Origin of the sequence: Pseudarthrobacter sp. S9 (assembly GCF_050156545.1) — a bacterium.
Classification (GTDB): domain Bacteria; phylum Actinomycetota; class Actinomycetes; order Actinomycetales; family Micrococcaceae; genus Arthrobacter.
On the sequence record NZ_CP189576.1, the window covers coordinates 634,658 to 659,323 of the forward strand.

Annotated in this window: 20 protein-coding genes, 2 pseudogenes and 2 riboswitches; of the genes and pseudogenes, 5 read left to right on the plus strand and 17 right to left on the minus strand. The window is 68.4% G+C overall.

What is annotated here, in order from left to right; genetic code table 11:
* The 3 genes and pseudogenes from ACQCSY_RS03035 to ACQCSY_RS03045 form a co-directional block, all read right to left on the minus strand.
* A pseudogene (locus ACQCSY_RS03035) lies at nucleotides 1–1,166 on the minus strand (MFS transporter); the annotation flags it as partial.
* Nucleotides 1,167–1,170: 4 nt separating this feature from the next.
* Nucleotides 1,171–2,352: a homoserine O-acetyltransferase MetX gene (metX, locus tag ACQCSY_RS03040; RefSeq protein ID WP_427133076.1), complete on the minus strand. Its 1,182-nt coding sequence runs from the start codon at nucleotides 2,350–2,352 to the stop codon at nucleotides 1,171–1,173.
* An 11-nt stretch (nucleotides 2,353–2,363) separates the two neighbouring features.
* A riboswitch (SAM riboswitch) is annotated at nucleotides 2,364–2,479 on the minus strand.
* Nucleotides 2,480–2,596: 117 nt separating this feature from the next.
* Nucleotides 2,597–3,491 (minus strand): annotated as a pseudogene (locus ACQCSY_RS03045) (O-acetylhomoserine aminocarboxypropyltransferase/cysteine synthase family protein); the annotation flags it as partial.
* Nucleotide 3,492: 1 nt separating this feature from the next.
* Nucleotides 3,493–3,608, minus strand: a riboswitch (SAM riboswitch).
* A 207-nt stretch (nucleotides 3,609–3,815) separates the two neighbouring features.
* On the opposite strand from ACQCSY_RS03045, the gene ACQCSY_RS03050 reads away from it, so the two are divergent.
* Nucleotides 3,816–4,454: a VOC family protein gene (locus ACQCSY_RS03050; RefSeq protein WP_427133078.1), complete on the plus strand. Its 639-nt coding sequence runs from the start codon at nucleotides 3,816–3,818 to the stop codon at nucleotides 4,452–4,454.
* Between the two features lie 178 nt (nucleotides 4,455–4,632).
* Here ACQCSY_RS03050 and ACQCSY_RS03055 read toward each other — a convergent pair whose 3' ends face one another.
* Complete coding sequence (locus ACQCSY_RS03055; protein WP_427133080.1) at nucleotides 4,633–5,400, minus strand: CPBP family intramembrane glutamic endopeptidase; 768 nt, start codon at nucleotides 5,398–5,400, stop codon at nucleotides 4,633–4,635.
* Between the two features lie 88 nt (nucleotides 5,401–5,488).
* On the opposite strand from ACQCSY_RS03055, the gene ACQCSY_RS03060 reads away from it, so the two are divergent.
* The gene (locus ACQCSY_RS03060) at nucleotides 5,489–6,169 is read left to right on the plus strand and encodes a histidine phosphatase family protein (RefSeq protein WP_427133082.1); all 681 of its coding nucleotides are present in this window, start codon (nucleotides 5,489–5,491) and stop codon (nucleotides 6,167–6,169) included.
* A 36-nt stretch (nucleotides 6,170–6,205) separates the two neighbouring features.
* On the opposite strand, the gene ACQCSY_RS03065 is transcribed toward ACQCSY_RS03060, so the two are convergent.
* The 4 genes from ACQCSY_RS03065 to tdh all read right to left on the minus strand — a co-directional run bounded on the left by ACQCSY_RS03065 (nucleotide 6,206) and on the right by tdh (nucleotide 10,911).
* Complete coding sequence (locus tag ACQCSY_RS03065; RefSeq protein WP_427133084.1) at nucleotides 6,206–7,438, minus strand: amidohydrolase family protein; 1,233 nt, start codon at nucleotides 7,436–7,438, stop codon at nucleotides 6,206–6,208.
* Nucleotides 7,439–7,449: 11 nt separating this feature from the next.
* Nucleotides 7,450–8,559, minus strand: coding sequence for an NAD(P)/FAD-dependent oxidoreductase (locus tag ACQCSY_RS03070; RefSeq protein WP_427133086.1), 1,110 nt, complete (start codon nucleotides 8,557–8,559; stop codon nucleotides 7,450–7,452).
* Between the two features lie 2 nt (nucleotides 8,560–8,561).
* Nucleotides 8,562–9,779, minus strand: coding sequence for a glycine C-acetyltransferase (locus ACQCSY_RS03075; RefSeq protein ID WP_427133088.1), 1,218 nt, complete (start codon nucleotides 9,777–9,779; stop codon nucleotides 8,562–8,564).
* A gap of 85 nt (nucleotides 9,780–9,864) precedes the next feature.
* The gene (tdh, locus tag ACQCSY_RS03080) at nucleotides 9,865–10,911 is read right to left on the minus strand and encodes an L-threonine 3-dehydrogenase (RefSeq protein ID WP_427133089.1); all 1,047 of its coding nucleotides are present in this window, start codon (nucleotides 10,909–10,911) and stop codon (nucleotides 9,865–9,867) included.
* 145 nt (nucleotides 10,912–11,056) lie between these two features.
* Here tdh and ACQCSY_RS03085 point away from each other — a divergent pair, with 145 nt between their 5' ends.
* The gene (locus ACQCSY_RS03085) at nucleotides 11,057–11,962 is read left to right on the plus strand and encodes a LysR family transcriptional regulator (protein ID WP_427133091.1); all 906 of its coding nucleotides are present in this window, start codon (nucleotides 11,057–11,059) and stop codon (nucleotides 11,960–11,962) included.
* A 22-nt stretch (nucleotides 11,963–11,984) separates the two neighbouring features.
* On the opposite strand, the gene gatB is transcribed toward ACQCSY_RS03085, so the two are convergent.
* The 4 genes from gatB to ACQCSY_RS03105 form a co-directional block, all read right to left on the minus strand.
* Nucleotides 11,985–13,490, minus strand: a complete 1,506-nt coding sequence (gatB, locus tag ACQCSY_RS03090; RefSeq protein WP_427133093.1) for an Asp-tRNA(Asn)/Glu-tRNA(Gln) amidotransferase subunit GatB — start codon at nucleotides 13,488–13,490, stop codon at nucleotides 11,985–11,987.
* Nucleotides 13,490–15,088, minus strand: a complete 1,599-nt coding sequence (gene gatA, locus ACQCSY_RS03095) for an Asp-tRNA(Asn)/Glu-tRNA(Gln) amidotransferase subunit GatA (protein ID WP_427133094.1) — start codon at nucleotides 15,086–15,088, stop codon at nucleotides 13,490–13,492. The genes gatB and gatA overlap by 1 nt, the downstream gene beginning before the upstream one ends.
* Nucleotides 15,089–15,092: 4 nt before the next feature.
* Entirely contained in the window at nucleotides 15,093–15,389 is a 297-nt protein-coding gene (gene gatC / locus ACQCSY_RS03100) for an Asp-tRNA(Asn)/Glu-tRNA(Gln) amidotransferase subunit GatC (protein WP_011691167.1), read from the minus strand.
* A 139-nt stretch (nucleotides 15,390–15,528) separates the two neighbouring features.
* Nucleotides 15,529–16,992: a CitMHS family transporter gene (locus tag ACQCSY_RS03105; RefSeq protein WP_427133097.1), complete on the minus strand. Its 1,464-nt coding sequence runs from the start codon at nucleotides 16,990–16,992 to the stop codon at nucleotides 15,529–15,531.
* Nucleotides 16,993–17,184: 192 nt separating this feature from the next.
* Here ACQCSY_RS03105 and ACQCSY_RS03110 point away from each other — a divergent pair, with 192 nt between their 5' ends.
* Both ACQCSY_RS03110 and ACQCSY_RS03115 read left to right on the plus strand, forming a co-directional pair.
* Complete coding sequence (locus ACQCSY_RS03110; protein WP_427133098.1) at nucleotides 17,185–18,915, plus strand: ATP-binding protein; 1,731 nt, start codon at nucleotides 17,185–17,187, stop codon at nucleotides 18,913–18,915.
* Nucleotides 18,908–19,579: a response regulator gene (locus ACQCSY_RS03115; RefSeq protein ID WP_427133100.1), complete on the plus strand. Its 672-nt coding sequence runs from the start codon at nucleotides 18,908–18,910 to the stop codon at nucleotides 19,577–19,579. Before ACQCSY_RS03110 ends, ACQCSY_RS03115 begins: the two co-directional genes overlap by 8 nt.
* A gap of 16 nt (nucleotides 19,580–19,595) precedes the next feature.
* Here the strand turns inward: ACQCSY_RS03115 and ACQCSY_RS03120 are convergent, their stop codons facing one another.
* From ACQCSY_RS03120 to ACQCSY_RS03140, 5 genes are all read right to left on the minus strand, one after another.
* Nucleotides 19,596–19,979, minus strand: coding sequence for a RidA family protein (locus ACQCSY_RS03120; protein ID WP_427133101.1), 384 nt, complete (start codon nucleotides 19,977–19,979; stop codon nucleotides 19,596–19,598).
* A 47-nt stretch (nucleotides 19,980–20,026) separates the two neighbouring features.
* The gene (locus tag ACQCSY_RS03125; RefSeq protein WP_427133103.1) at nucleotides 20,027–20,530 is read right to left on the minus strand and encodes a GNAT family N-acetyltransferase; all 504 of its coding nucleotides are present in this window, start codon (nucleotides 20,528–20,530) and stop codon (nucleotides 20,027–20,029) included.
* A 102-nt stretch (nucleotides 20,531–20,632) separates the two neighbouring features.
* Nucleotides 20,633–21,457, minus strand: coding sequence for an inositol monophosphatase family protein (locus ACQCSY_RS03130; protein WP_427133105.1), 825 nt, complete (start codon nucleotides 21,455–21,457; stop codon nucleotides 20,633–20,635).
* Complete coding sequence (gene ligA / locus ACQCSY_RS03135) at nucleotides 21,454–23,820, minus strand: NAD-dependent DNA ligase LigA (protein ID WP_427133106.1); 2,367 nt, start codon at nucleotides 23,818–23,820, stop codon at nucleotides 21,454–21,456. Before ligA ends, ACQCSY_RS03130 begins: the two co-directional genes overlap by 4 nt.
* Before the next feature lie 36 nt (nucleotides 23,821–23,856).
* The gene (locus ACQCSY_RS03140) at nucleotides 23,857–24,618 is read right to left on the minus strand and encodes a PP2C family protein-serine/threonine phosphatase (RefSeq protein WP_427133108.1); all 762 of its coding nucleotides are present in this window, start codon (nucleotides 24,616–24,618) and stop codon (nucleotides 23,857–23,859) included.
* Nucleotides 24,619–24,666: the final 48 nt, after the last annotated feature.

The window sequence follows — 24,666 nt, forward strand, 5'->3', positions numbered from 1 at the left end:
TTACTGTTTGCCTGCGGCCAGCAGGTCGGCGGTGCCCCGCGCGGCCGCGTCGACGTCGTGGAGCGAGATGCCGCGGGTCTCCTTGAGGAAGAACACCGCAACAGCCGTGACGACACAGGCGGCCAGGAGGTACAGGGCCACCGGGGTGGACGACTTGAACTGGCTCAGCAGTGACGCGGCGATAATCGGCGCCAGTGAACCGGCCACGATCGAGGTCACCTGGTAGCCCAGCGAGACACCCGAGTACCGCATCCGGGTCGGGAACATCTCGGCCATGATGGCAGGCTGGCCGGCATACATGAGCGAGTGGAACAGCAGGCCGATCGTGATGGCAGCCAGGATTGTGAGGTCGTTCTTGGTGTCCATCATCGGGAAGGCGAAGAAGCCCCACGTGCCGCCGAGGATGGCGCCGGCCATGTACACGGGCTTGCCGCCGAAGTTGCCGGAGAGCTTGCCCACCAGCGGCACCGCACAGAAGTGGACGACGTGCGCCACGAGCAGGAGCAGCAGGATTCGTGCGGTGTCGGTCTGGACGATGACCTTGAGGTACGTGATGGAGAAGGTCACCGCGAGGTAGTACAGGATGTTTCCGCGAAGCGCAGGCCCATGGCGGTGAAGACGCCCCGCGGGTAGCGGCGGAACACTTCGGCGACACCGTAGCCCTTCTTCTCGACGGTGACCTCCCTGCGTGCTTCCAGGAAGATGGGGGCGTCACTGACCTTGGTGCGGATGTAGTAGCCGATGATCACGATCACGGCGGAGAGCCAGAAGGCCACACGCCAGCCCCAGCCGAGGAAGTCCGCGGAGGAAAGTGTGGAGGAGAGGGTGAACAGCACGCCGGTGGCGAGCAGGTTGCGCAGGGGAACGGCGGACTGCGGCCAGCTGGCCCAGAATCCGCGGGACTTGCTGGGGCTGTGCTCGGCGACGAGGAGGACGGCGCCGCCCCATTCACCGCCGGCGGCGAAGCCCTGGGCGAAGCGCAGGAAGACCAGCAGGGCCGGGGCCCAGTAGCCGATCTGCGCAAAGCTGGGGAGGCAGCCCATCAGGAAAGTGGAGACGCCCACCAGGATGATGCTGAGCTCGAGGAGCTGCTTGCGGCCGAACCTGTCACCGAAGTGGCCGAACACGACGCCGCCGATCGGGCGGGCCACGAAGCCGACGGCATAGGCGCTAGGCGAAGAAGATCCGGCGCAGCTGGCCGCTGAGCTGGCCGATTTCGGTCAGGAAGCCGTCGTGGCCGATCGGCGCCTCGATCATGTGCAGGGCCGCCCCGCCCGGAAGGGCCTCGGCGAGCTCACGGGACTGGGCCGGGAAATACAGCCGGTCCGAGTCCACCGCCGCGACGAGGAACTCGGCCGTGGCCGGCGCCAGGGACTCCTCGAGGGGTCCGCGTCCGCGGCAGATGTCGTGGCTCATGAGCGCCTCGGTGATGGCGATGTAGCTGTTGGCGTCGAAGCGCCGGACGAGCTTGTTGCCCTGGTGGTCCAGGTAGCTTTCAACCTGGTAGCGTCCGCGCCCGGCGAGCGATCCCGCTTCCAGCGGCGCCTCGGCTTCCTGGGCGTTGCGGCCGAACCGACCGTGCAGTTCGGCGGCGGAGCGGTAGGTGATGTGCGCGATGCGGCGGGCCAGGGCGAGGCCGGCCTCCGGTTCCGGGCCGCCGTAGTAGTCCCCGCCGTTGAAGTTGGGGTCCTGGCGGATGGCCAGGGTCTGGGCCTGCGCGAAGGCAATCTGTTCGGCGGTGCTGCTGGCCCCCACGGAAATCACGGCGCAGCGCTTGACCCGCTCAGGGTAGCTGACGGCCCACTCCAGCGCACGTGCCCCGCCCAGGGAGCCGCCGAGCACGGCATACCAGCTCCCGATGCCCAGGGCGTCGGCCAGCCGGGCTTCGGCCGCGGTGGTGTCCCGCAGGGTGACCAGCGGGAACCTGGAGCCCCACGGCCGTCCGTCGGGGGCCGGCGTCGAGGGGCCGGTGGAGCCGTAGCAGCCGCCCAGGATGTTGATCGAGACGACGAAGTACCTGTCCGTGTCCACGGGGGCGCCGGGTCCCGCGAGCTGCTCCCACCAGCCGGGCTCCTCGCTGGCGCCGCGGGTCACATGGGTGTCTCCGGTCAGGGCGTGTTCGATCAGGACCGCGTTGGAACCGTCCGCATTGAGGGTCCCCCACGTCTCGTAGGCGAGGACGACGTCCGGCAGGTGGAATCCTGATTCGAGGTCGAGGCCGCCGACCCGGAGGTACCGGACGGTCCCGTCGGGTACGGCTTGGGCGGTTCCGATCTCGGAGTTTTCGGGGTCGTCTGAGTCGTTGGAGGTTTTCGTTCCGGGTGCACCGCTGCGGGTGACGGCAATCGTCATGTGAGGACCTAACTTCGCGCTTGCCCGCCGTCAGCTGACCGGCAGGCCAGGTCTTCACCCGGGGCACCCCGCCGCAAAAGGAGGGTTGCCGGCCAGCAAGCCGGGGCTGTCACTGGCACTCATGACCTCCTATGAGTCTACGAACTGAGGCACCGTTGTGGCGAAGATTGTGACGGCTATGTGACTCACGGAGCATGACTCCCGGCGTCGCGGCCGCTGCCGGGACGCCGGGAGGCGGCGGTTCTCAGGCGCCCTTGGCCGCGCGGAATCCGGCGTCGAGGTCCGCGATGATGTCGTCGATGTGCTCCAGGCCCACCGAGAGCCGCACCAGGCCCGGGGTGACGCCGGCGATCTCCTGCTGCTCCGGCGTCAGCTGGCTGTGGGTGGTCGACGCCGGGTGGAACACCAGGGAGCGGACGTCGCCGATGTTCGCCACGCGCGAGTGCAGCTCGGGGGCGTCGACGAAGCGCTTGCCGGCCTCCGCTCCGCCGGCGATGTTGAACGCCACGACGGCGCCGGTCCCCTTGGGCCCGTACTTTGCGGCCCCGCTCGTACCAGGGGCTGGACGGCAGCCCGGCATAGGCGACGGATTCGACGTCGTCCCTGGCCTCGAGCCATTCGGCCACCTTGCTGGCGTTGGCCACGTGGCGTTCGACGCGCAGGCTCAGGGTCTCGATGCCCTGGGCGATGAGGAAGGCGTTGAACGGAGAGACCGCCGAGCCGCGGTCGCGCAGGAGCTGGACCCGGGCCTTGAGGATGAAGGAGAGGCTGGCGCCCAGCGCGCCGTCCTTGCCGAGGTCGCGGGCGTAGACCAGGCCGTTGTAGGTGGGGTCCGGGGTGTTGAAGCCGGGGAACCGCTCCGGGTCCTTGCCGAAGTCGAAATTACCGGAGTCCACGATCACGCCGGCGATCGCGGCGCCATGTCCGCCGAGGTACTTGGTGGCGGAGTGGACCACGATGTCCGCACCCCACTCGATCGGCCGGATCAGGTACGGGGTGGACAGCGTGTTGTCCACGATCAGCGGCACCCCGGCCTCGTGCGCAACCCGGGAGACGCCTTCGATGTGGAGCACGTCCTGGGGGTTGGACACGACCTCGCCGAAGAACAGCTTGGTGTTGGGCTGCACGGCGTCCCGCCAGGCGCCGCGCTTGCCCTCCGGCGGGCGCCGGGCAGCCAGGCCCTCACCCGGGGCACCCCACCGCGATACGAGGGTTGCCGGCCAGCAAGCCCGGGCTGTGTGCTGGCACTCATGACCTGGCCTCAGTGTAGGAACGCCAATCCGGCGCTGGATAGCTTTGTGACGAAAAAGAAGATGGCGGAAGCTGTGTGGGTGCGTCAGGAACCCGAAACCTGCGCAAAGACGGCGGTTGCCCGTGTGCCACAGGCGGCAGCCGGATGACATCCCATCACGGTTAGGGGAACCTAAGCTGAGAGCTCCATCACAAAGTGCCAAGATGAGGTCATGCGCATGGATCACGTCTCTTACGCCTGTGAACACGATGGCTTGGCAGCCACCACCGAACGTATTGCGTCCGCCCTCGGCGTCGAAGCCGTGAAGGGCGGAGTGCACCCCCGATTCGGGACACGCAACATGATTATTCCGCTCGCCGGACACAAGTACCTGGAAGTCGTGGAGGTCCTCAACCACCCGGCCTCGGACAAGGCCCCCTTCGGCCAGGCAGTCCGGGCCCGCTCCGAAGCGGGCGGCGGCTGGATGGGATGGTGCGTCGAGGTTGACGACCTCGCGCCCTTCGAGGACCGGCTCGGCCGCGCCGCCGTCAACGGCAACCGGAAGTTCCCCGACGGCCGAGAGCTGGTCTGGAAACAGATCGGCATCCTCGGACTCATGGCCGACCCCCAGGTCCCCTACATGCTCAAGTGGGAGGGCGATCCGGAGCTTCACCCCTCCAACGCCTACGACAGCAACGTCAAGATGTCCGCGCTGACCATTGCCGGCTCGGCAGAGCGCGTCACGGAATGGCTGGGCGAGCCGGTGGAGAAGCCGCTGGAAGACGTTGCCGTGAACTGGATCGCGCCGCATGGCACGCCGGGCATCCTCTCCGTCACCTTCGAAACAGCATCCGGGGCCGTCACGATCTGACGCCCGGACTGCCCTACACTTCGGCCGCCATCAGCGGGTGCCAATGACGTCACCCATCAGATGGCGGCCGATATCATTTAGGCCCCATCAGTTAAGCCCCGGCTGCTAATGCCGTTCGGTGCCCCACATTCGGGCCAGACGTCCAGGGCCAGACGTCCAGGGCCAGACGTCCGGGGCCTCAGCCCAGGCCGACGGCCTTGCCGAATAGGCTGAATCCGACGAATGCCACGGTGTCCAGCACGGCATGGGCGATCACCAGCGGCATCACTCTCCGGGTCCGGGTGTAGATCAGGGCGAAGACCACGCCCATGACTGCATTGCCGATGAACGGCCCGAAGCCCTGGTACAGGTGGTAGCTGCCGCGCAGCATCGAACTGGCGAAGACCGCCAGTGGCATGCTCCAGCCGAACTTCCCGAGCCTGTCCAGCAGGTAGCCCACCACGATCACTTCCTCCACGATCCCGTGCCGGATCGCGGACAGGATCAGCACCGGCACAGTCCACCAGTAGGAGTCGAGCGCGCTGGGGATGATCGCCGTCGTGATTCCCAACTGCCGCCCGGCGGCGTAGAGGCCCAGGGACGGAATACCGATCAGGGCGGCAAGCCCCAGCCCCTGCAGCAGGTCTTTGCCGGGCCGGGCGAAGTTGAAGCCGAGTTGCCGGAACGCCGAAGCGCCGTGCCCGCCGGCCGGCCGGTGCTCGGTGAGGAAGTAGATCACCAGGACCACCGGGACCAGGGCGAAGACGATGTCCAGCAACTGGTAGGTGAGGTCGAAATATTCGCGGGTGCTCTGCGAACGGTTCAGCGTTGACGTCCCCTGCGCCAGGGGCGCCTTGGTCATCTTGTCCAGCAACTGGACCACGGAGTACACCGCGGACTGCCCCAGCGACAGCCCAAGGACTATCCACACTTCTAGCCGCAGCCGACGGCGGGAGGGAACCAACATGTTCCTATCTTGCCTGCAGTTGCCGGTAGTTGCCTGATCCCGGCCGGCGGCCCGGTTGCCTGCCCGGCCGGGCCTATGCTTGGAGTTTATGAGTGCGCCCGGGAAAATCATCATGATCCGGCACGGCCAGTCCGCCGCCAACGCCGACACCTCGATCTACAACCGGGTGCCTGACTACCGGATCCCGCTGACTCCGCTGGGCCTGGAGCAGGCCAGGGCGGCCGGCGAGGAGGTCCGGCGCCAGCTGGACGGGCGCCAGGTGTGCGTCTACGTCTCCCCGTACCTGCGGGCCTACCAGACCCTCGAGGCGCTGAACCTGGGTCCGCTGATCGAGCGGGTGATCGAGGAGCCGCGGCTGCGGGAGCAGGACTGGGCCAACTTCCAGATCGCCGGCGACATCGAGGACCAGAAAGAGCTCCGCAACGCCTACGGACACTTCTTCTACCGCTTCCGCGAAGGCGAGTCCGGCTCCGATGTGTACGACAGGATTTCCTCTTTCATGGAGACCCTGTACCGGCACTGGTCCAAACCGAGCTATGCCCCGAACGCGCTGTTCGTGACGCACGGACTGACCATGCGGCTGTTCTGCATGCGCTGGTTCCACTGGTCCGTGGAATATTTCGAGTCCCTGAACAACCCGGAGAATGCCGAAGTCAGGACCCTGCTGAGGACCGCCCGCGGCAAGTATGAGCTGGACAAGCCCTTCACCCAGTGGGAGGAGCGCCGCGTGGACGAGACCGTCCTGGACGCCCCGCCCATGTACTTCTAGGGCTCCGTACTTCCAAGGCGCTGTACTTCTCGGCCGCTACCTGACCCGCTGCGCGACGCCCGCCCGCCAGACAGCGTGGGTCAGCGGGATACCGGGCCGGTAGGCCAAGTGGGTGGCGGAGGGCGCGTTGAGCAGGTGCAGGTCCGCGCGGTGTCCGACGGCGATCGAGCCCACCGCGCGTTCGCCGTCGACGTCGTTCCCGGCCTCCCGTCCGAGCGCCAGGGCGCCGCCGTAGGTCGCGGCGCGCACGGCCTCGTGGACGCTGAGGCGCATCTGCAGCACGGCGGTGGTGACGCAGAACGCCATCGAGCTCGTGTAGGAGGTGCCGGGGTTGCAGTTGGAGGCCAGCGCGAGCTGCACGCCGGCGTCGAGCAGTTCCCGGCCGGGCGCCAGCGGCTGGCGGGTGGACAGATCGCACGCCGGCAGGCAGGTGGCCACGGTTCCGCGGGATCCGCCGGCACGTCCACCGCCACCGGAGGCGCCGTCCCAGCCGGACCAGCTCGCCGCCAGGGCATCGATGTCCGCGGCGGAGAGGTAGTTCACGTGGTCCACGCTCGCGGCGCCGAATTCGACCGCGAGCTGCACGCCGGGGCCCTCGCCCAGCTGGTTGCCGTGCACGCGCAGCCCAAGCCCGGCGTCCTTGCAGGCCTGGAGCACGCAGCGGGACTGGTCTTCGTTGAAGGCTCCCCGCTCGCAGAAGACGTCGGCCCAGCGCACGTAGGGGCGCACGGCGGAGAGCATGGGTCCACAGACGAGGTCGGTGTACGCCTCGGAATCCATCCCGGCTGGCACCAGGTGCGCGCCGAGGTAGGTCACCTCGTCCACCACCGTGGACGCGATGCGGGCGCTGCGGGCCTCGTTTTCGACGTCCAGGCCGTAGCCGGTCTTGGTCTCAAGGTAGGTGGTTCCCTGCGAGACGGCCTCGGCGACGCGGCCCATCGCCAGCCGCGTGAGTTCGTAGTCGCTGGTGCTGCGGGTGGCTCCGGTGGTCACGGCGATCCCGCCGGCGCTGTAGCTCTCCCCCGCCATCCGGGCCTCGAACTCGGCGGTCCGGTCCCCGGCGAAGATCAGGTGGGTGTGCGAATCAACCCAGCCGGGCAGGAGGGCCCGCCCGCCGGTGTCCACGGCCTCGTCGGCGGCGGGTGCGTCCGCCGCGGCGCCGATCCAGGATATCCGCTCGCCCTCGATCACCACCGCCGCATCACGGAGGACGCGGTGTTCTGCGTCCTGGGTTAACAGTTCGGCGATGTTGGTGATGAGAGTGCTCATGGATCCATTCTTCAGCGCCGGATGGACCAGCGGGTCGCCGCCAGCGCCTCCGCTGTCCGGGATGCCGGACCCGGGGCTCCGGCTCCCGCGCCCTGACCGGCCAGGATCATGCCGGCGGCGAGCTCGGCGATGCCGGAGGACGTCTGGAAACCGTAGCCGCCCTGGCCGGCGAGCCAGAAGAACCCGGTGGCTTCGGCGTCGAACCCCACCACGGGGACGCCGTCGGCCGCTTCCGTCCGCAGCCCGGTCCAGGCCTTGCGGGCGCTGCGGATGCCGAGTGTGGTGACGGTGTTGAGCCGGGAGATCAGCGCCTCGATGTCGCCGGGGTACGGCTGGGCGTCCTCGGGGCCGCTCGACACGGACTCCGAGGGCGAGATCAGCACCTGCCCGCCGTCGCGCCGGAAGTAGAAGCTGTCATCGGCGGCCGCCACCATGGGGCTGCCCTCCGGAAGGGGGTGGTCGACGTCGACGATCGCCGCCGTGCGGCGGTACGGCTGCAGCTGGACTTTCTCGACGCCGCTGAGGACGGCGAGTTCGTCCGCCCAGGCGCCGGCGGCGTTGACCACGACGCTGGCCTGGAACCCTTCCTGGCCGGCGCCGAGCTCCCAGCCGGAGCCGAGGCGCTGGGCCGAATGGACCCTGGCGCCGGTGATGATGTCCACGCCGCCAGCCTCGGCCCGCCGCCGGTGGTCCTCGAGCAGCACGGGGGCGTTGCAGGCGAACGATCCGGTGTCCAGGCCGGCCGCGGTGAAGGAGTCCGGGACCAGTGCGGGGCACAGCTCCAGCGCTTGGGCGTGGGTGATCCGGTGCATGCGGCCGCTGGCCTTCTCGTGGACGGTGGCGTCGTCGCCGATCAGCATGAAGCTGCGGGGCGAGAGCACAGGCTCCGGCAGTTCGGCATCACGGGCGGCGACGAGCTCCAGGGTCCGGAGCGTGAGCTCCTGGACCACGGGCGGACCGTAGCTGGGGATCAGCTGCCGGGCGGAGCGTGCGGAGGTGTGGTATGCCAACGTCTGCTCGGCCTCCACCAGGGCGACGCTGCATTTTCCGGCCAGGGCCGAGGCAAGGGACAGGCCGGCGATACCGCCGCCCACAATCACGACATCGTAGTTAGCTGACATGGTTACATCCTTGCAGAAGCAACCGCCTCGCGGCTGCGGACGAATGCCTGCACGCAGGCCTCCACGTCCTCGCGGCTGTGCGCGGCGGAGAGCTGGACGCGGATCCGTGCGGCCCCCTTGGGCACTACGGGGTAGCTGAACGCGGTGACGAAGACGCCATGGTGGAGCATCTCGTCGGCGACCCTGGCCGCCATGACGGCGTCGCCGAACATGACGGGAACAATCGCGTGTTCGCCGGGGAGCAGCTCGAAGCCCTCCTCGGACATCCGGTTCCGGAACAGCTCGGCATTGGCGAACAGCTTGCTGCGCAGCTCGCCGGAGTTCTCCACGAGGTCCAGGGCCGTCAGCGTTGCCGCGACGATGGCCGGTGCCAGCGAGTTGGAGAACAGGTACGGGCGGGCCTTCTGCCGCAGCATGGCGATGACTTCACGGCGGCCGGAGACGTAGCCGCCGGAAGCTCCGCCCAGGGCCTTGCCGAAGGTGCCGGTGTAGATGTCCACGCGGTCCGGGACGCCGGCGTGTTCCGGGGTTCCCGCCCCGGTGGCCCCCATGAAGCCCACGGCGTGGGAGTCATCCACCATGACCATGGCGTCGTACTTCTCGGCGAGGTCGCAGATCGCTTCCAGCGGGGCGAGGAAGCCGTCCATCGAGAAGACGCCGTCCGTGACGATGATCTTGCGGCGCGCCGGGTTCTGCTGCGTGGTGGCCTCGACCAGCTTCGCTTCCAGGTCTGCCATGTCCTGGTTGGCGTAGCGGAAGCGCTGGGCCTTGCAGAGCCGGATGCCGTCGATGATGGAGGCGTGGTTCAGCGCGTCGGAGATGACGGCGTCCTCGGGGCCGAAGAGGGACTCGAACACGCCGCCGTTGGCGTCGAAGCAGCTGGAGAACAGGATGGTGTCCTCGGTTCCGAGGAACTTCGAGACGCGGGCCTCCAGCGCCAGGTGCTGGTCCTGGGTGCCGCAGATGAAGCGAACGCTGGCCATGCCGAAGCCGCGCTCGTCCATGGCGGCCTTGGCGGCGGCGATGATCTCCGGGTGGTCCGCTAGGCCCAGGTAGTTGTTGGCGCAGAAGTTCAGGACGTCCGCGCTGGCCTCGCCGATCTGTCCGGCCTTGACGTGGTTGGCCTGGGGCGAATCAATGTGCCGCTCGGTCTTGAACAGTCCGGCGCTGCGGATCTCGTCCAGTTCGTGCTGCAGCTGGTCCTTGATGGCTGAATACATGGGTTGTGCTCCTCAGCTGGGATGAATTCTTGTTCGGGGTGCGGTTCGGGGGTGCGGGTTCGGGGTGCCGGAACGGGAGGCGGGCCTAGAACCCGGTCCAGTCCAGGACCACCTTGCCGCCCACACCGGCGCGGGCAATCTCGAAGCCCTTCTCCCAGTCCGTGGCCGGCAGCGTGTCAGTGACGACCGCCGAGATGTTGGCGTGCAGTACCGGGTTGGAGGACAGCATGGCGCTCATGGCGTACCAGGTCTCGAACATTTCGCGGCCGTAGATGCCCTTCATGGTGAGCATGTGCGTGACCACCTTGCCCCAGTCGATGTCGATGGACTGGCTGGGCAGTCCCAGCATCGCGATCCGGCCGCCGTGGTTCATGTTGTCGATCATCTCAGGCAGCGCCGTCGGGTGTCCGGACATTTCCATGCCGATGTCGAATCCCTCGCGCATGCCCAGTTCGCGCTGGGCCTCCTTGACCCGCATCTTGGAGACGTCGATCGCGAGGTCGACGCCGAGCTTCCGGGCCAGTTCCAGCCGCGGCGCGGAAACATCGGTGATCGCGATCTTCCGGGCGCCGGCGTGGCGGGCGACGGCGATCGCCATCAGCCCGATGGGCCCGGCGCCGGTGATCAGCACATCCTCGCCGACGAGGGGAAAGCTCAGCGCGGTGTGGACGGCGTTGCCGAACGGGTCGAAGATGGCGCCGAGTTCCGGCGTCACGGAGGGGTCCTGGTGGACCCAGACGTTGGTCTCGGGGATCACGACGTACTCGGCGAAGGCGCCGTCGCGCTGGACGCCGACGCTGACCGTGTTGATGCACATCTGCTTGCGGCCGGCGCGGCAGTTGCGGCAGATGCCGCAGACGATGTGGCCCTCACCGGAGACGCGGTCCCCCACCTTGACGTCCAGGACGTCCTCGCCGATCTCCACGACCTCGCCGTAAAACTCGTGGCCGGCGATCAGCGGAGCGTTGATGATGCCCTGCGCCCAGGCGTCCCAGGACTGGATGTGCAGGTCCGTGCCGCAGATGCCGGTGGTCATGACGCGGATCTTGACGTCGCCGGGACCGGTTTCCGGCTCCGGGCGGTCCACGAGCTCAAATCCTGCGTGGGCGCCGGCCTTGTAGAGAGCCTTCATGGCCTTCCTAACTGTGCTTTTTACTCTGCTGTTTGGGACAGGGGTGTGGGACAACTCACCCCATTAGACCGACTGTAAAGCGTTAGCACAACCGGATTTTTCTCAATCGACGAATTAGATTTTGCTTCCGCATAGAATGGTGGCCATGGAAATCCACCAGCTTGAGATGCTCCGGGAACTCGGGGCGCTGGGCAGCGTCAAGGCCGTCGCCGAGACCCTGCTCGTCACGCCCTCGGCGGTCTCGCAGCAGCTGGCCGCCCTGCAGAAGACCGTGGAGGTCCCGCTGACCCGGAAAGAGGGCCGGAACCTGGTGCTCACCGAGGCCGGCCAGGTGCTCGCCGACGCCGGGGCCGCTGTCGTCAGCGCGATGGCGGATGCCAGGACGGCGATCGGCGCGTACCACGGCTCCCCCGTGGCCCCGGTGACGCTCAGCGGCTTCCACAGTGCCGGGCAGGCGCTGTTTGCGCCGCTCGCGAGGCTGCTGGACGCCCCGGGCCAGCCGCGGATCCTGCTCTCCGACGAGGACGTGGCGCAGCAGGACTTCCCGGCCCTGACGGCCCGCTACGACCTCGTGCTGGCGCATCGGATGGACCACAGCCCGCGCTGGCCCGAGGAACGTGTCGCGGTGATTCCGCTAGCGCACGAGCCGCTGGATGTGGCGCTGCCGGCCGGGCACCGGCTGGCCGGCCAGCGTGCGGTGACGGCGGACGACGTCGTTGGCGAACCCTGGGTGACCAGCCACACCGGCTACTCCCCCGCGGACGTGCTCTCCGCCGTCGCGGCGGTCTCCAGCAAGGAACTGAACATCGTCCACCGGATCAACGACTACTCCACCGTGGCCGCGCTGGTGGCGGCGGGAAGCGTGATCGGCCTGCTGCCGCGGCACACGGCACGGCCGGTGCTGAATCCGGACATTGTGCTACGGCCGCTCGAGGGCATCAGCACCCGGCGCCGGATCGACATCCTGGCCCGGCCGGAGAACCTCAAACGAAAATCGGTCATGATGGTCTGCGAAGCACTGCAGACCATCATGACCGAACTTGTGTCATAACCCGTCGGGCTTAGCCCTCGACCTAGCCCTGGACGCCGAGCTTCGCCAGGATCAGCTCCCGGACACGGCCGGCGTCGGCCTGACCGCGGGTGGCCTTCATGACGCCGCCGACGATCGCGCCGATGGCCTGGACTTTGCCGCCGCGGATCTTGTCGGCGACGTCGGGCTGCGCGGCGAGGGCCGCGTCGATAGCTTCCAGCAGGGGGCCGTCGTCGGAGACCACGGCGAGGCCGCGCTTCTCCACGATTTCCGCCGGGGTGCCTTCGCCGGCGAGCACGCCGTCGAGGACCTCGGTGGCCATCTTGTTGTTGATCTTGCCGTCTTCCACCATCTTGTTGAGCTCCACGATGGTTGCCGGTTCGACGCCGAGCTGGCCGGGATCGACGTCGGCGTTCTTGGCGCGGCCGACGATCTCGCCCATCCACCACTTGCGGGCCACCGTGGCGGTGGCGCCGGCGGCGATGGTTTCCTCGATCTCGTCCATGACTCCGGCGTTGACGACGTCGCGGAACTCGAGGTCGGAGTAGCCCCAATCGGCCTGCAGGCGCTTGCGTCGCTCGGCCGGCGGCTCGGGCAGCGTGGCGCGCAGCTCCTCCACCCATTCGCGCGACGCGACGATGGGCACCAGGTCAGGTTCGGGGAAGTAGCGGTAGTCGTCGGCGTCGGACTTCGCCCGGCCCGACGTCGTGGTGCGCGTGTCCTCGTGCCAGTGGCGGGTCTCCTGGATGACCGGCTCGCCGGAATCCAGGACGGCGGCGTGCCGCTGGATTTCGTAGCGGACTGCGTGTTCGACGGCGCGCAGCGAGTTGACGTTCTTCGTCTCGGAACGGATGCCGAAGCGTTCGCGGCCGTGCGGGCGAAGCGAGACGTTGGCGTCGCAGCGGACGTTGCCGCGTTCCATCTTCGCGTCCGAGACACCGAGGTTCTTGACGATCTCACGGACGGCGGCCACGTATGCCTTCGCGAGCTCTGGTGCGCGGTTGCCTGCGCCCTCGATCGGCTTGGTGACGATCTCGACCAGCGGTACACCCGAGCGGTTGTAGTCCACCAGGGAATAGTCCGCGCCCTGGATGCGGCCCGCGGAGCCGCCCATGTGGGTCAGCTTGCCGGCGTCCTCCTCCATGTGCGCGCGTTCGATCTCCACGCGGAAGATCGTGCCGTCGGAGAGCTCGACGTCCAGGTAGCCGTCGTACGCGATGGGCTCGTCGTACTGGGAGGTCTGGAAGTTCTTCGGGGTGTCCGGGTAGAAGTAGTTCTTCCGGGCGAAGCGGCACGTTTCGGCGATCTTGCAGTTGAGCGCCAGGCCGATCTTGATCGAGGACTCGATCGCGGTCCTGTTCACCACCGGCAGCACGCCGGGCATACCCAGGTCCACCTCGTTGACGTTGGTGTTGGGCTCGTCGCCGAAGACGTTCGGCGCGGAGGAGAACATCTTGGTCTTGGTGTTGAGCTCCACGTGGACCTCGAACCCCAGTACGGGATCATACTTCTCCATGGCCTCTTCGAAGCTCAGGGTTGCGTCAGTCATTAGTGTGAACCTCCGTGGCTCGAGCCGGCGCCAGCCGGTGAAGGGCCGGTCAGGGAAGGGCCGGTCAGGGAAGGGCCAGTCAGCGAAGGCGCGCGGTCCAGCAGCGGGCCGCCCCACTGCGCCTCGAGCAGGGATTCGAGGACAGCGCCGACGCGGTACAGCCGGGCATCCTTGCGGGCCGGGGCCAGCAGCTGGACACCGACCGGCAGCCCGTCCTCGTCAGCCAGGCCGCCGGGCAGGGACAGCCCGGGGACGCCTGCCATGTTGGCCGGGATGGTGGCGACGTCGTTGAGGTACATCGCCAGCGGATCGTTGAGCTTCTCGCCGAGCTTGAAGGCCGTGGTGGGGGCCGTCGGGGAGATCAGCACATCGGCCTTCGCGAACGCGGCCTCGAAGTCGCGCTGGATCAGGGTGCGCACCTTCTGGGCCGAGCCGTAGTAGGCGTCGTAGTAGCCGGCGCTCAGGGCGTACGTGCCCAGGATGATGCGGCGCTTGACCTCGTCGCCGAAGCCGGCCGCACGGGTGGCGGCCATGACGCGTTCAATCGTCAGGGGGCCCTCCTTGGGCAGGACCCGCAGGCCGTACCGGACGCCGTCGAACTTGGCGAGGTTGGAGGAGGCCTCGGAAGGCATGATCAGGTAGTAGGCGCCGAGCGCGTACTTGAAGTTCGGGCAGGAGACCTCGACGATCTCGGCGCCGGCACCCTTGAGCAGCTCGAGGGATTCGTTGAAGCGGTTCTCGACGCCGGCCTGGTAGCCCTCACCGTGGAGTTCCTTGATGATGCCGATCTTCATGCCCTCGACGTTGCCCGTCCGGGCCGCGGCCACGAGGTCCTCGAGCGGGTCCCGCAGAGACGTGGAGTCGCGGGGATCGTGCCCGCCGATGACCTGGTGCAGCAGGGCCGAGTCCAGCACCGTGCGGGAGACCGGGCCGATCTGGTCCAGCGAGGAGGCCATGGCGATGGCGCCGTACCGGGAGACCCCGCCGTAGGTGGGCTTGACGCCGACGGTGCCGGTGACGGCGCCGGGCTGGCGGATGGAGCCGCCGGTGTCCGTGCCGAGGGCCAGCGGGGCTTCGAAGGCCGCGACGGCGGCAGCGGAGCCGCCGCCGGAGCCGCCCGGGATGCGGTCCAGGTCCCATGGGTTGCGGGTGGGGCCGAAGGCGGAGTGCTCGGTGGAGGACCCCATCGCGAATTCGTCCAGGTTGGTCTTGCCCAGGATCGGCATCTTGGCGGCGCGGAGGCGCTTGACGACGGTGGCGTCGTACGGGCTGTGCCAGCCTTCGAGGATCTTCGAGCCGGCCGTGGTGGGCTGGCCGATCGTGACGATGAGGTCCTTGACCGCGATCGGCACGCCGGCGAGGGCGTGGAGCTCTTCGGCGGCTGCGCCACCGGCGGCGCGGATGGCGTCCACCTCGGCGGCGACGGCGAGCGCCTCGTCCGTGTTGACGTGCAGGAAGGCGTGGACCTTGCCGTCGACGGCGGCTATGCGGTCCAGGTGCGCCTGGGTGACCTCGACGGCGGAGACTTCGCGGGCAGCCAGCTTGCCGGCCAGCACGGCGGCGGAGGAGCGGATCAGTTCGCTGTTGGTTTCAGTCATGTTCTTAGTCCTCATCCAGGATTGCCGGGACCTTGAAGCGGCCTTCGTATGCGTCGGGGGCGCCGGAGAGGGACTGCTCGGCCGTGAAAGTGTGGCCCACCACGTCTTCGCGGAACACGTTCGTCAGCGGGATCGGATGGGAAGTGGCCGGGACGTCATCGCCGGCGGCTTCACTTACGGACTTCACCGATTCAACGATGACGGCGAGTTCGCCGGCCATCCTGTCCAGCTCTTCAGCACTCATCTCGATGTGCGCGAGACGCGCGAGATGCGCGACGTCGTCGCGGTTGATCGCAGCCATGGATCTCCCCTGCAAGTTCGGATTATTTTCCGTCCCAGTCTACTAACAAGCAACGCGGGGTCACTTACGGCCCATCCGGGCGGCCGGAATGGGCGGTAAGTGACCCCGCGTTGGTTCGTGCGGTGCTCCTCGGTGTGGTTTAGCCGATGCCGATGGCTCCGGTGAGGACTCCTACTCCGAGCATGACGAGGGAGATTACGGCGGTGCGCCAGAGGACCTTCTTGTGGTGGTCGCCCAGGTCCACCTTGGCGAGGGAGACGAGGAGAAGGATGGCGGGGACCAGGGGGCTCTGCAGGTGGAAGGGCTGGCCGGTGATGGAGGCCCGGGCCATTTCGGCGGCGCTGACACCGTAGTGGCCGGCTGTTTCGCTGAGCACCGGGAGCACTCCGAAGTAGAAGGCGTCGTTGCTCATGAAGAAGGTCATCGGGATGCTCAGCAGGCCGGTGATGACGGCCATGAGGGGTCCCATGTCGGACGGGATGATCTGGACCAGCCAGGCGGACATCGCCTTGACCATGCCGGTGCCGTTGAGGACGCCGGTCAGGACAGCGGCGGCCATGACCATGCTGACGACGGCGACGATCGACGGCGCGTGGGCGATGAGCTGGGCGCTCTGGTCCTTGAGCTTGGGGAAGTTCACCAGCAGGGCGATCGCGGAACCCACCATGAAGACGAAGGGCAGCGGCACGAGGTCCGCGACCAGCAGGACCATGATGGCAACCGTGAGGCCCAGGTTGAACCACTGCAGCTTGGGGCGCAGGGTGGCGCGGTTGGGGTCCAGGGCGGTGTCCGCCATGGCGGAATCGCGATCGTCGACGAGTTCTTCGGTGCGCTCCAAGACGGCAACTGAAGAGCCGTCGACGGCGGGGCTGCCGCCGGCGGGGCGGGAACCCTTGCGTCCGAAACCGAAGCGGCCGGTGCCGCCGCCAGCCGGCGCGCCGCCGTCGAACTTCTCGGCCGAACCCTCACCCCAGATTTCCGGGGCGACCGCGCGGAGGCGGTTGCGTTCCTGCAGGCCCAGCAGCCAGGCGAAAACGAATACGACGACAAGTCCGGCGATCAGCGAGGGGATCATCGGGACGAAGACCTCCGAGACGCTGATCTTCAGGGCCGAGGCGGCGCGGGCAGTGGGCCCGCCCCAGGGCAGGATGTTCATGGTGCCGTTGGCCAGCCCGGCCACGCAGGTGAGGACCACGGGGCTCATCTTGAGCCGCAGGTACACCGGCAGCATGGCCGCGGTGGTCAGAATGAACGTGGTGGAGCCGTCCCCGTCGAGGGAAACAGCGGCGGCGAGGATCGCGGTGCCGAGGACCACCTTGGCGGGGTCGTTGCCGAGCTTGCGCAAGATGAAGCGGACCAGCGGGTCGAAGAGCCCGACGTCGATCATCAGGCCGAAGTAGATGATGGCGAACATCAACAGCGCGGCGGTGGACGTCATGGACTTCATGGACTCCAGCACCATGGCGCCGATGCCGAGGCCCGCCCCGGCGAAGAGTCCGAAAATGGTGGGGACGATGATGAGCGCCAGCACTGGCGTCAGCTTCTTCGTCATGATCAGCACCATGAATACCGCGATCATGGCGAATCCAAGTAATACCAGCACGGCCGGCTCCTTTTAAGTGAACGGCACCACTCCGGTGTGATGCGCGCTACCGACGTTATAGTGGCGCCGGTCACGGCCGTGCCTTTGGCTCAATTGATTGGCATACTGCTTATTGGACGCATTTTGCGCATTTTGCTCACGTCGTCTACCCGCCCGTTCGTCCCCCCGTTCATCCACCCAGGCAGGAGCCCGATGAAGCGCCGCACAGCATTGCCGGCCCTGCGCTTTTCCACCCAGACGCTGCTGCTGCAGCTGGGCGTAGTGGCACTCGTGGTGCTCCTCAGCAGCGCCGTCCATGCCTGGCTGACCTACGACCGGCTGGGCCGCGAGGCCGAGAACCAGGCGCTCACGCTGGGCCGGACCGTGGCCTCGGACCCGTCCGTGCGGGCGGAGGTGCAGTCCATCAGCGCCCTCCCCGGCACTCCCCCGGCCGCTGAACTGCTGGCCGGTCCGTTGATGGCCGCCGCCGAGGGAGCCCGGGCCCGCACCGGAGCACTGTTTGTCGTCATCACGGATGAGGACGGGCTGCGGCTGGCGCACCCGGACGCCGAGCGGCTGGGCGAAAAGGTCAGCACCGACCCCTCCGAGGCCCTTGGCGGCAAGGAGGTCACCACCCGCAACACGGGCACGCTGGGTCCGTCTGCCGGCGCCAAAGTCCCGGTGTTCGCCCCGGGCTCGGGCGCCGTGGTGGGCGAGGTCAGCGTGGGCTACTCGATCGAGACGATCGGCCAAGGACTCGCCCGGGACATCATCCCGATCGCACTGACCGCCGCCGGCGCCCTGCTGGCCGGCGTGCTGGCGTCCTTCCTGCTGCGGAGGCGGCTGCAGCGGCTGACGCTCGGGCTGGAACCGGAGGAAATCAGCACCCTGGTCCACGACCAGGTGGCCGTGCTGCAGGGCGTCGACGACGGCGTGATCGGCATTTCGGCGGACGGCAGGATCAGCGTCTTCAACGCCGCGGCCCAGCGGCTGCTGGGTGTTCCCGACCTCGCCGGAACCGCCTGGGACCGGGCGCACGTGCCCGCCCAGCTGAAGGCCCTGACCAGGGCCGACGCGGCGGAGGGCGACGCGGTGGAGCTGGTTGCCGGCGGCCGGGTCCTCGTGGCGAGCGCCCGCAAGGCCCTGCACGGGCGCGATGACCTCGGCTGGGTGGTCATGCTGCGTGACCGGACCGAGCTGCAGCAGCTGACCCGCCAGCTCGACGCGGTGGGCACCATGTCCACCGCCCTCCGGGCCCAGCGCCACGAGTTCGCCAACCAGCTCCACACGATCGCCGGCTTCATGAGCATCGGCCAGCACCAGCAGGCCCGCGACTACGTGGACCGGCTGGCGGCCACCGGCCCGCTGAAGTTCCCCGTGGACCAGGCCGAGCTGCTCCAGGACCCCTACCTGCAGGCGTTCCTGGGGGCCAAGGGCGTCGAGGCGGACGAGCGCGGCGTGACCCTGCGGCTCGGCCCGGAAACGCTGGTGCGCGGCCACGTCACGGAGCCCCAGGAAGTCACCACGGTCCTGGGCAACCTGATCGACAACGCCGTGAACGCCGCCGTCGCGGGCTCCGCGCCCGAGCGCTGGGTCGAGGTGGAGGTGCTGGACGAACCCGGCGAGGGTGAGGGCGGCGGCACGCTGCACATCGTCGTCGCCGATTCCGGCGACGGCCTCGCTCTCGGATCCGATGCGGCAACGGACACCGAGGCGGTGTTCGCGGAAGGATTCACGACGTCGGAACAGCCGGCCCGCGCGGGCGCCGGCCAGGGCCTGGGGCTGGCCCTTTCCCGCCAGCTGGCGCGCCGCCGGGGCGGGGACGTGAGCGTGCTGGAGCCGGGTTCCGCGGGCGGCCCGGGAGCGGTGTTCGTGGCCACGCTGCCCGGGACGACCTCCGGCGGCAACCAGACCGGTTCACTACGGAAGGACAACGATGTCTGAGAATTTCAGGGTGCTGATTGTGGACGACGATTTCCACGTGGCCAAGCTGCATGCGGCCTATGTGGATTCGGTGGCGGGATTCCTGGCGCTGCCGCCTGCCGGCTCGGCCTCGCAGGCGCTGCAGGCCATCCACAGCCTGCGCCCGGACCTGGTCCTGCTGGACGTCTACCTGCCGGATGCCTCGGGGCTGGATCTGCTGCGCCAGCTGGATGTGGACACCATGATTCTCAGCGCGGCCTCGGACACCGCCTCGCTCCGGCTCGCGTTCCGGCGCGGGGCACTGGGGTACCTGCTGAAGCCGTTCACCGCAGAGTCCCTTTCCCAGCAGTTGCGTTCCTACGCCCGCTACCGGCGCATCCTGGCGCAGCCGGGAGCGGCGGACCAGGACACGGTGGAACGGGCCAAGCGCGCCCTCATCCCGGGCGACGTGACAGCATCGGCCAAGCCCCGTTCCGCCACCGAGGCTGCGGTGCTGGAATCCCTGGTGCCCGGCGAGCAGTACTCGGCGGCCGACGTCGCCGTGCGCGTGGGGGTCTCCCGGGCCACCGCCCAGCGGTACCTGTCCGCGCTGGCCGACGACGGTGCCGTCGACATCCAGCTGCGCTACGGCGCCACCGGGCGTCCCGAACACCGCTACGGGCTGCCGGCGAAAGCCGGCGGCTGATGCCCTGACGGAGCTGCTAGCTGGAGCCCTTGTGGGCGACGAGTTCGATCTCGACGAGCATCTTGGGGTCCAGGAACGGCAGCACGTGGACCAGCGAGAGCGTGGGGCGGATGTCGCCGAAAACCTCGCCGTGGGCGCGTCCGGCATCCTCCCACTTGCTGATGTCCGTCAGGTACAGCTTGGACTGCACCACGTCCCCGAAGTCGAAGCCGGCGTCGGCCAGCACGGCGCCCAGCTTTTCCAGGATGTGGCGGGTCTGGGTGTAGAAGTCCTCGCCCACGATTCCGTCCTCGCCGCTGGCGGCGGTCGCGGAGATGTAGAGCGTGTTGTCCACCTGGACTGCCCGGGAGTAGCCGAGCTTCTGTTCCCAGATGGAGCCGGTGCCGAAGGTCTTGCGCATGGTTTGCCTTTCGCAGGTGCCGTGGAGTCGGCACCACTTTAGGTCGGTCAGACGTCCTGCCGGTAAACCAGCAGCTTTATGTCGGTGTCCGGGACCAGCCAGTCGCGCTCGGGAGCCCGCTGGAAACCTGTCTTCCGGTACAGCCCGTGGGCGCTTTCCCAGGTCATGCCGGTGGTGAGCGCCACGGCCTTGATCCCGGGCAGCCGCCTGGCGTGCTCGATGATGGCCTCCACCATGGCCCGGCCGGCACCGCTGCGCTGGACGGCCGGGTCCACCACGAGCATGCGGAATTCCAGTTCGTCGCTGTGCGCGATGTCCGCGTACGGCTCCCCCGCGACGGCGAGGGTCACTGAGCCCAGGATGTTGCCGTCGCGCTCCGCCACCCAGATGGTGGCCTTCGCGGCCCGCTGTGCCACGTCCTGGATCTGCCGCATATAGGGGTGGTCGGCGCTCTGGAAATAGCCCGCGGCCAGGTAGGCGTCCCGGGTGATGCGCGCGATGGCGTCGTAGTCGGCGGGGACGGCGGGGCGAATGAGGATCTGCGAATGCACCTGTCCATGCTACGGGCGGGCGTTGCAGGGCCGCCCCCAAACAGCGTTTTCCGTGACTGAACTATCAGGTGGTTCAGGCGCACGCGGTTCAGCCGCGGCCGCTCAGAGCGGAAACTTGCCGGAGAGCTCCAGCGATCCCGCGCAGGTCCAAGACGCCAGGCGTTCGTCGTCGGAGGGTCCGCCCGCCAGGGGGCTGGTGAGCCGCGGGCGCCGCACCCAGCAGCCGGCCTCTTCGGCGATCAGTGCTCCCGCTGCGAAGTCGTGCTCGTTGAGCCCGCGTTCGCCGTAGGCGTCATGGGTGCCGTCCGCCACGAGGCACAAATCCAGCGCCGCTGAGCCGAGGCGGCGCATATCGGCGAAGCCCTCCATGAGGCCGCCCAGCCCGGACGCCTGTTCCGCCCTGACGTCCGGATCGTAGCTGAAGCCCGTCGCCAGGAGCTGTCCGGTACGTCCGGGGACAGGGCCGAACAGCGGAGTCAGCCGGCCCTTCTCCTCCAGCCAGGCCCCGTGGCCGCGGGAGGCGTAGTATGTCCGGCCCAGCGCCGGGGCGTTGACGACGCCGGCCAGCCAGACGCCGTCGGGGTCCGCCACAGCCACGGAGGTGCCGTAGTAGACGATGTTGCGGATGAAGTTGGTGGTACCGTCCAGGGGGTCGATGGACCAGCGGTAGCCGCTGGGCGCGTCCGGCAGGACGGTGCCGCCTTCCTCGCCCGTGATGATGTCCCGCGGCCTGGCGGCGGTGAGGACGTCCCGGACGGCGGACTCTGCCGCGAGGTCGAAGGCGGTCACCCAGTCCCCCGAATCGCCTTTGTTGCTGACGTCCAGGGCGGCCGCGTTGCGGGTGGCGAGAACCGCCGCGCCAGCCGCAGCCGCCGTTTTGGCCAGTTCCAGCAACGCTGCGGTCGAGTCTGCGGGACCGGCGCTCATTCGGCCGGGGCTTCCTGGTGGTCTTCGCTGTCGACGTCCAACTCCTCAACGCCGGCCTCCCCGGCGTCCGGGCCACTGACTGGGCCGTTGGCCAGTCCGGCGATCGAGCCGGCCTCCCCGGCGTCCGGGCCAGCGACCGGGCCAGTGGCCAGCAGCGCGCGGAAGCCGTCCTCGTCCAGGACCGGAACGCCGAGCTGTTCGGCCTTGTCCAGCTTGGTGCCCGCGTTATCGCCGGCCACCACGTAGCTGGTGTTCTTCGAGACCGAGCCGGCGGCCTTGCCGCCGCGGATCAGGATGGCTTCCTTGGCCTCGTCCCGGCTGAAGCCCTCGAGGCTGCCGGTGACCACGATCGTCAACCCCTCCAGCGTCCGTGGCCTGGACTCGTCCTGCTCGTCCTGCATCCTCACACCGGAGGCCGCCCAGCGGTTGACGATCTCGACGTGCCAGTCCTCGGAGAACCATTCCGTCAGGGCCGCGGCAATGACGGGGCCGACGCCGTCCACGCTGGCCAGCTGTTCCTCGGAGGCCTGGCGGATGGCGTCCATGCTGCCGAAGGCCGTGGCGAGCGCGCGCGAGGCCCGCGGGCCGACGTGCCGGATGGACAGCGCCACGAGCACCCGCCAGAGCGGCTGGGACTTGGCTTTCTCGAGTTCGCGGAACAGCTTCTCGGTGGTGGCCGTCGGCTTGGACGGGGTCTTGGCGGTGGCCTTGCTGAAGAAGTACGGCACGAGTTCAAACTCGCCCGTGGCCACGCCCTTGGAGCGTTTCTCGCGCCGGATCCGGACACCGGCAAGGTCCTCCGCGGTGAGGTCGAAGAGCGTCGCCTCGGTGGTCAGCGGAGGTTTTTCGGGCTCGGCCGGCTTGGTCAGAGCGATGGCGGCTTCCCAGCCTAGGGCCTCGATGTCGAAGGCGCCGCGGCCGGCGAGGTGGAAGACGCGTTCGCGCAGTTGGGCCGGGCAGGAGCGGGAGTTGGGGCAGCGGATGTCCACGTCCCCCTCCTTCGCCGGCGCCAGGGGCGTACCGCAGGCGGGGCATTCGGTGGGCATGACGAAGTCCCGGACGGGCGGGTCCTGCTGCTCGCGGAGGGCCAGGACCGGCCCGACGATCTCCGGGATGACGTCTCCGGCCTTGCGCAGCACCACGATGTCGCCGATCTTCACACCCTTGGCCTTGACGACTTCCTGGTTGTGCAGGGTGGCCATTTCCACCGTGGAGCCTGCCACCTTGACCGGTTCCATCACGCCATACGGGGTGACCCGGCCGGTGCGGCCCACATTGACCGCGATGTCCAGCAGCTTCGTGTGGACTTCCTCGGGCGGGTACTTGTAGGCCACGGCCCAGCGCGGCACCCGGGAGGTGTAGCCGAGGCCCCGCTGGGTGGCGAAGTCGTCCACCTTGACCACGATGCCATCAATCTCGTGCGTGAGGCTGTGCCGCTTGTCGCCGTAGCGGGTGATGAATTCCAGCACGTCCTGCAGCCCGGCCAGGACCTCGAAGTAAGGGCTCGTGGGCAGCCCCCACGCGGCCAGCTGCCGGTAGGTGTCCGACTGGCTGGCTGTTTCCAGTCCCTCACGGGCGCCGATGCCGTGCACGTACATGCGCAGCGGGCGCTTGGCGGTTTCCGCGGGGTCCTTCTGGCGCAGCGAGCCGGCGGCGGCGTTGCGCGGGTTGGCCAGCGGCGCCTTGCCTGCCTCGATCAGGGCCTCGTTGAACTCGGCGAAGGCCTTGGAGGGGATGAAGACCTCTCCCCGGACCTCCATCTCGGCCGGGAAGTTATCACCTGTGAGCTTCTGCGGGATCTCCTTGATGGTGAGGACGTTGTGCGTGATGTCCTCACCGGCTGTGCCGTCGCCGCGGGTGGCGGCGCGGACCAGCACGCCGTTGCGGTAGAGCAGGTTGACGGCCAGGCCGTCGATCTTCAGTTCCGTGAGCCACGACGGCGCCGCGGTCCCGTTGCCAAGCTTGGTGACGCCGGCTTCCGCCTTGGCGATCCACGCCTCCAGCTCTGCGAGCGAGAAGACGTCCTCCAGGCTGTACATGCGCTGCAGATGTTCGACGGCGGCAAACGCCGAAGAGACTTCGCCGCCGACCTCCTGGGTGGGGGAATCGTTGGCCACGAGTTCGGGGTGCATGGCCTCAAGCGTTTCCAGGCGCCGGTAGAGTTCGTCGAACTCGGCGTCGGAGATGATCGGCGCGTCTTCCTGGTAGTACGCGAAGCGGTGCTTGCGCACCTGCTCAACGAGGTCCTCGTACTCTTCGCGCACAGCCTCGGAGGGAACCGGCTCCCGGGCCGGTGCGTCCTCGGTGCCTTGCTGTTTGGTGGCTTGCTGTTCGGTGCCTGTTGCCGTCTTCCCTGTGCTCACAGACCTATCCTGCCCTAGATCGCCGCCATTGTCCGGTCAGGGTACGGAGCTGGCATCCACGACGATGCAGGTGATGTTATCCCGGCCGCCGCTGCGCAGTGCCGACTCGATCAAGGCATCGACGGCGGACTGTGGATCAGCTTCGGTGCTGAGGATGCCGGCAATGTCCTCGTCGCACAGTTCCCCGTTGAGGCCGTCCGAACAGACCAGGATCCGGTCGCCCTCCTCAATGGGCAGGAGCCAGTAGTCGGCCTCGGCCTCGTCTCCCGTGCCGAGGGCGCGGGTCACCACGTGCCGGCGGGGGTGGACTGCAGCCTGGGCCGCGGTGATCTGGCCTGCGTCGACGAGTTCCTGCACTTCGGAATGGTCCACGCTGACCTGGGCGAAGCCGCCCTTGCCCAGCCGGTACGTCCGGGAGTCGCCGATGTTCACGACCAGCCAGTACAGGACCCCCAGCTGCTCCACAACCACGACGCCGGACAGCGTCGTCCCGGCCTGTGACCCGGTGGCCGTGCGGATGTTCTCGTCCGCCTGGTACAGGTACTGCTGCACGACGGCGGCGGTGGCCGTCCGCTCCCCGGTGGCAATCTGCGGCATCTCGGCGAGCGTGCGAACGCAGATGCCGCTGGCGACTTCACCTGCTTCATGGCCGCCCATGCCATCCGCGACGGCGAAGACGGGATCGGAGGAGATGAACGAGTCCTCGTTCATCTCGCGGCGCAGGCCGCGGTCCGTGCCGTAGCCGCAGGTGAGCCGGAGGCTGGGGGTAGCGCCGGCGGCGTCTGGCTGTGAATTCATACCTGTCCTAGGTGAAGGTGCAGTCCCGGGGCTGGACGGTGGATCCGA

Excerpts from the sequence above, each read along its gene's own strand:
- tdh (WP_427133089.1), bottom strand. The coding sequence starts at position 10,911 with ATGAAGGCTCTCTACAAGGCCGGCGCCCACGCAGGATTTGAGCTCGTG.
- ACQCSY_RS03070 (WP_427133086.1), bottom strand. The coding sequence starts at position 8,559 with ATGTCAGCTAACTACGATGTCGTGATTGTGGGCGGCGGTATCGCCGGC.
- ACQCSY_RS03075 (WP_427133088.1), bottom strand. The coding sequence starts at position 9,779 with ATGTATTCAGCCATCAAGGACCAGCTGCAGCACGAACTGGACGAGATC.
- ACQCSY_RS03085 (WP_427133091.1), top strand. The coding sequence starts at position 11,057 with ATGGAAATCCACCAGCTTGAGATGCTCCGGGAACTCGGGGCGCTGGGC.
- ACQCSY_RS03055 (WP_427133080.1), bottom strand. The coding sequence starts at position 5,400 with ATGTTGGTTCCCTCCCGCCGTCGGCTGCGGCTAGAAGTGTGGATAGTC.
- ACQCSY_RS03110 (WP_427133098.1), top strand. The coding sequence starts at position 17,185 with ATGAAGCGCCGCACAGCATTGCCGGCCCTGCGCTTTTCCACCCAGACG.
- metX (WP_427133076.1), bottom strand. The coding sequence starts at position 2,352 with ATGACGATTGCCGTCACCCGCAGCGGTGCACCCGGAACGAAAACCTCC.
- ACQCSY_RS03120 (WP_427133101.1), bottom strand. The coding sequence starts at position 19,979 with ATGCGCAAGACCTTCGGCACCGGCTCCATCTGGGAACAGAAGCTCGGC.
- gatC (WP_011691167.1), bottom strand. The coding sequence starts at position 15,389 with ATGGCTGCGATCAACCGCGACGACGTCGCGCATCTCGCGCGTCTCGCG.
- gatB (WP_427133093.1), bottom strand. The coding sequence starts at position 13,490 with ATGACTGACGCAACCCTGAGCTTCGAAGAGGCCATGGAGAAGTATGAT.
- ACQCSY_RS03050 (WP_427133078.1), top strand. The coding sequence starts at position 3,816 with ATGCGCATGGATCACGTCTCTTACGCCTGTGAACACGATGGCTTGGCA.
- ACQCSY_RS03065 (WP_427133084.1), bottom strand. The coding sequence starts at position 7,438 with ATGAGCACTCTCATCACCAACATCGCCGAACTGTTAACCCAGGACGCA.
- ACQCSY_RS03060 (WP_427133082.1), top strand. The coding sequence starts at position 5,489 with ATGAGTGCGCCCGGGAAAATCATCATGATCCGGCACGGCCAGTCCGCC.
- gatA (WP_427133094.1), bottom strand. The coding sequence starts at position 15,088 with ATGACTGAAACCAACAGCGAACTGATCCGCTCCTCCGCCGCCGTGCTG.
- ACQCSY_RS03130 (WP_427133105.1), bottom strand. The coding sequence starts at position 21,457 with ATGAGCGCCGGTCCCGCAGACTCGACCGCAGCGTTGCTGGAACTGGCC.
- ACQCSY_RS03115 (WP_427133100.1), top strand. The coding sequence starts at position 18,908 with ATGTCTGAGAATTTCAGGGTGCTGATTGTGGACGACGATTTCCACGTG.
- ACQCSY_RS03140 (WP_427133108.1), bottom strand. The coding sequence starts at position 24,618 with ATGAATTCACAGCCAGACGCCGCCGGCGCTACCCCCAGCCTCCGGCTC.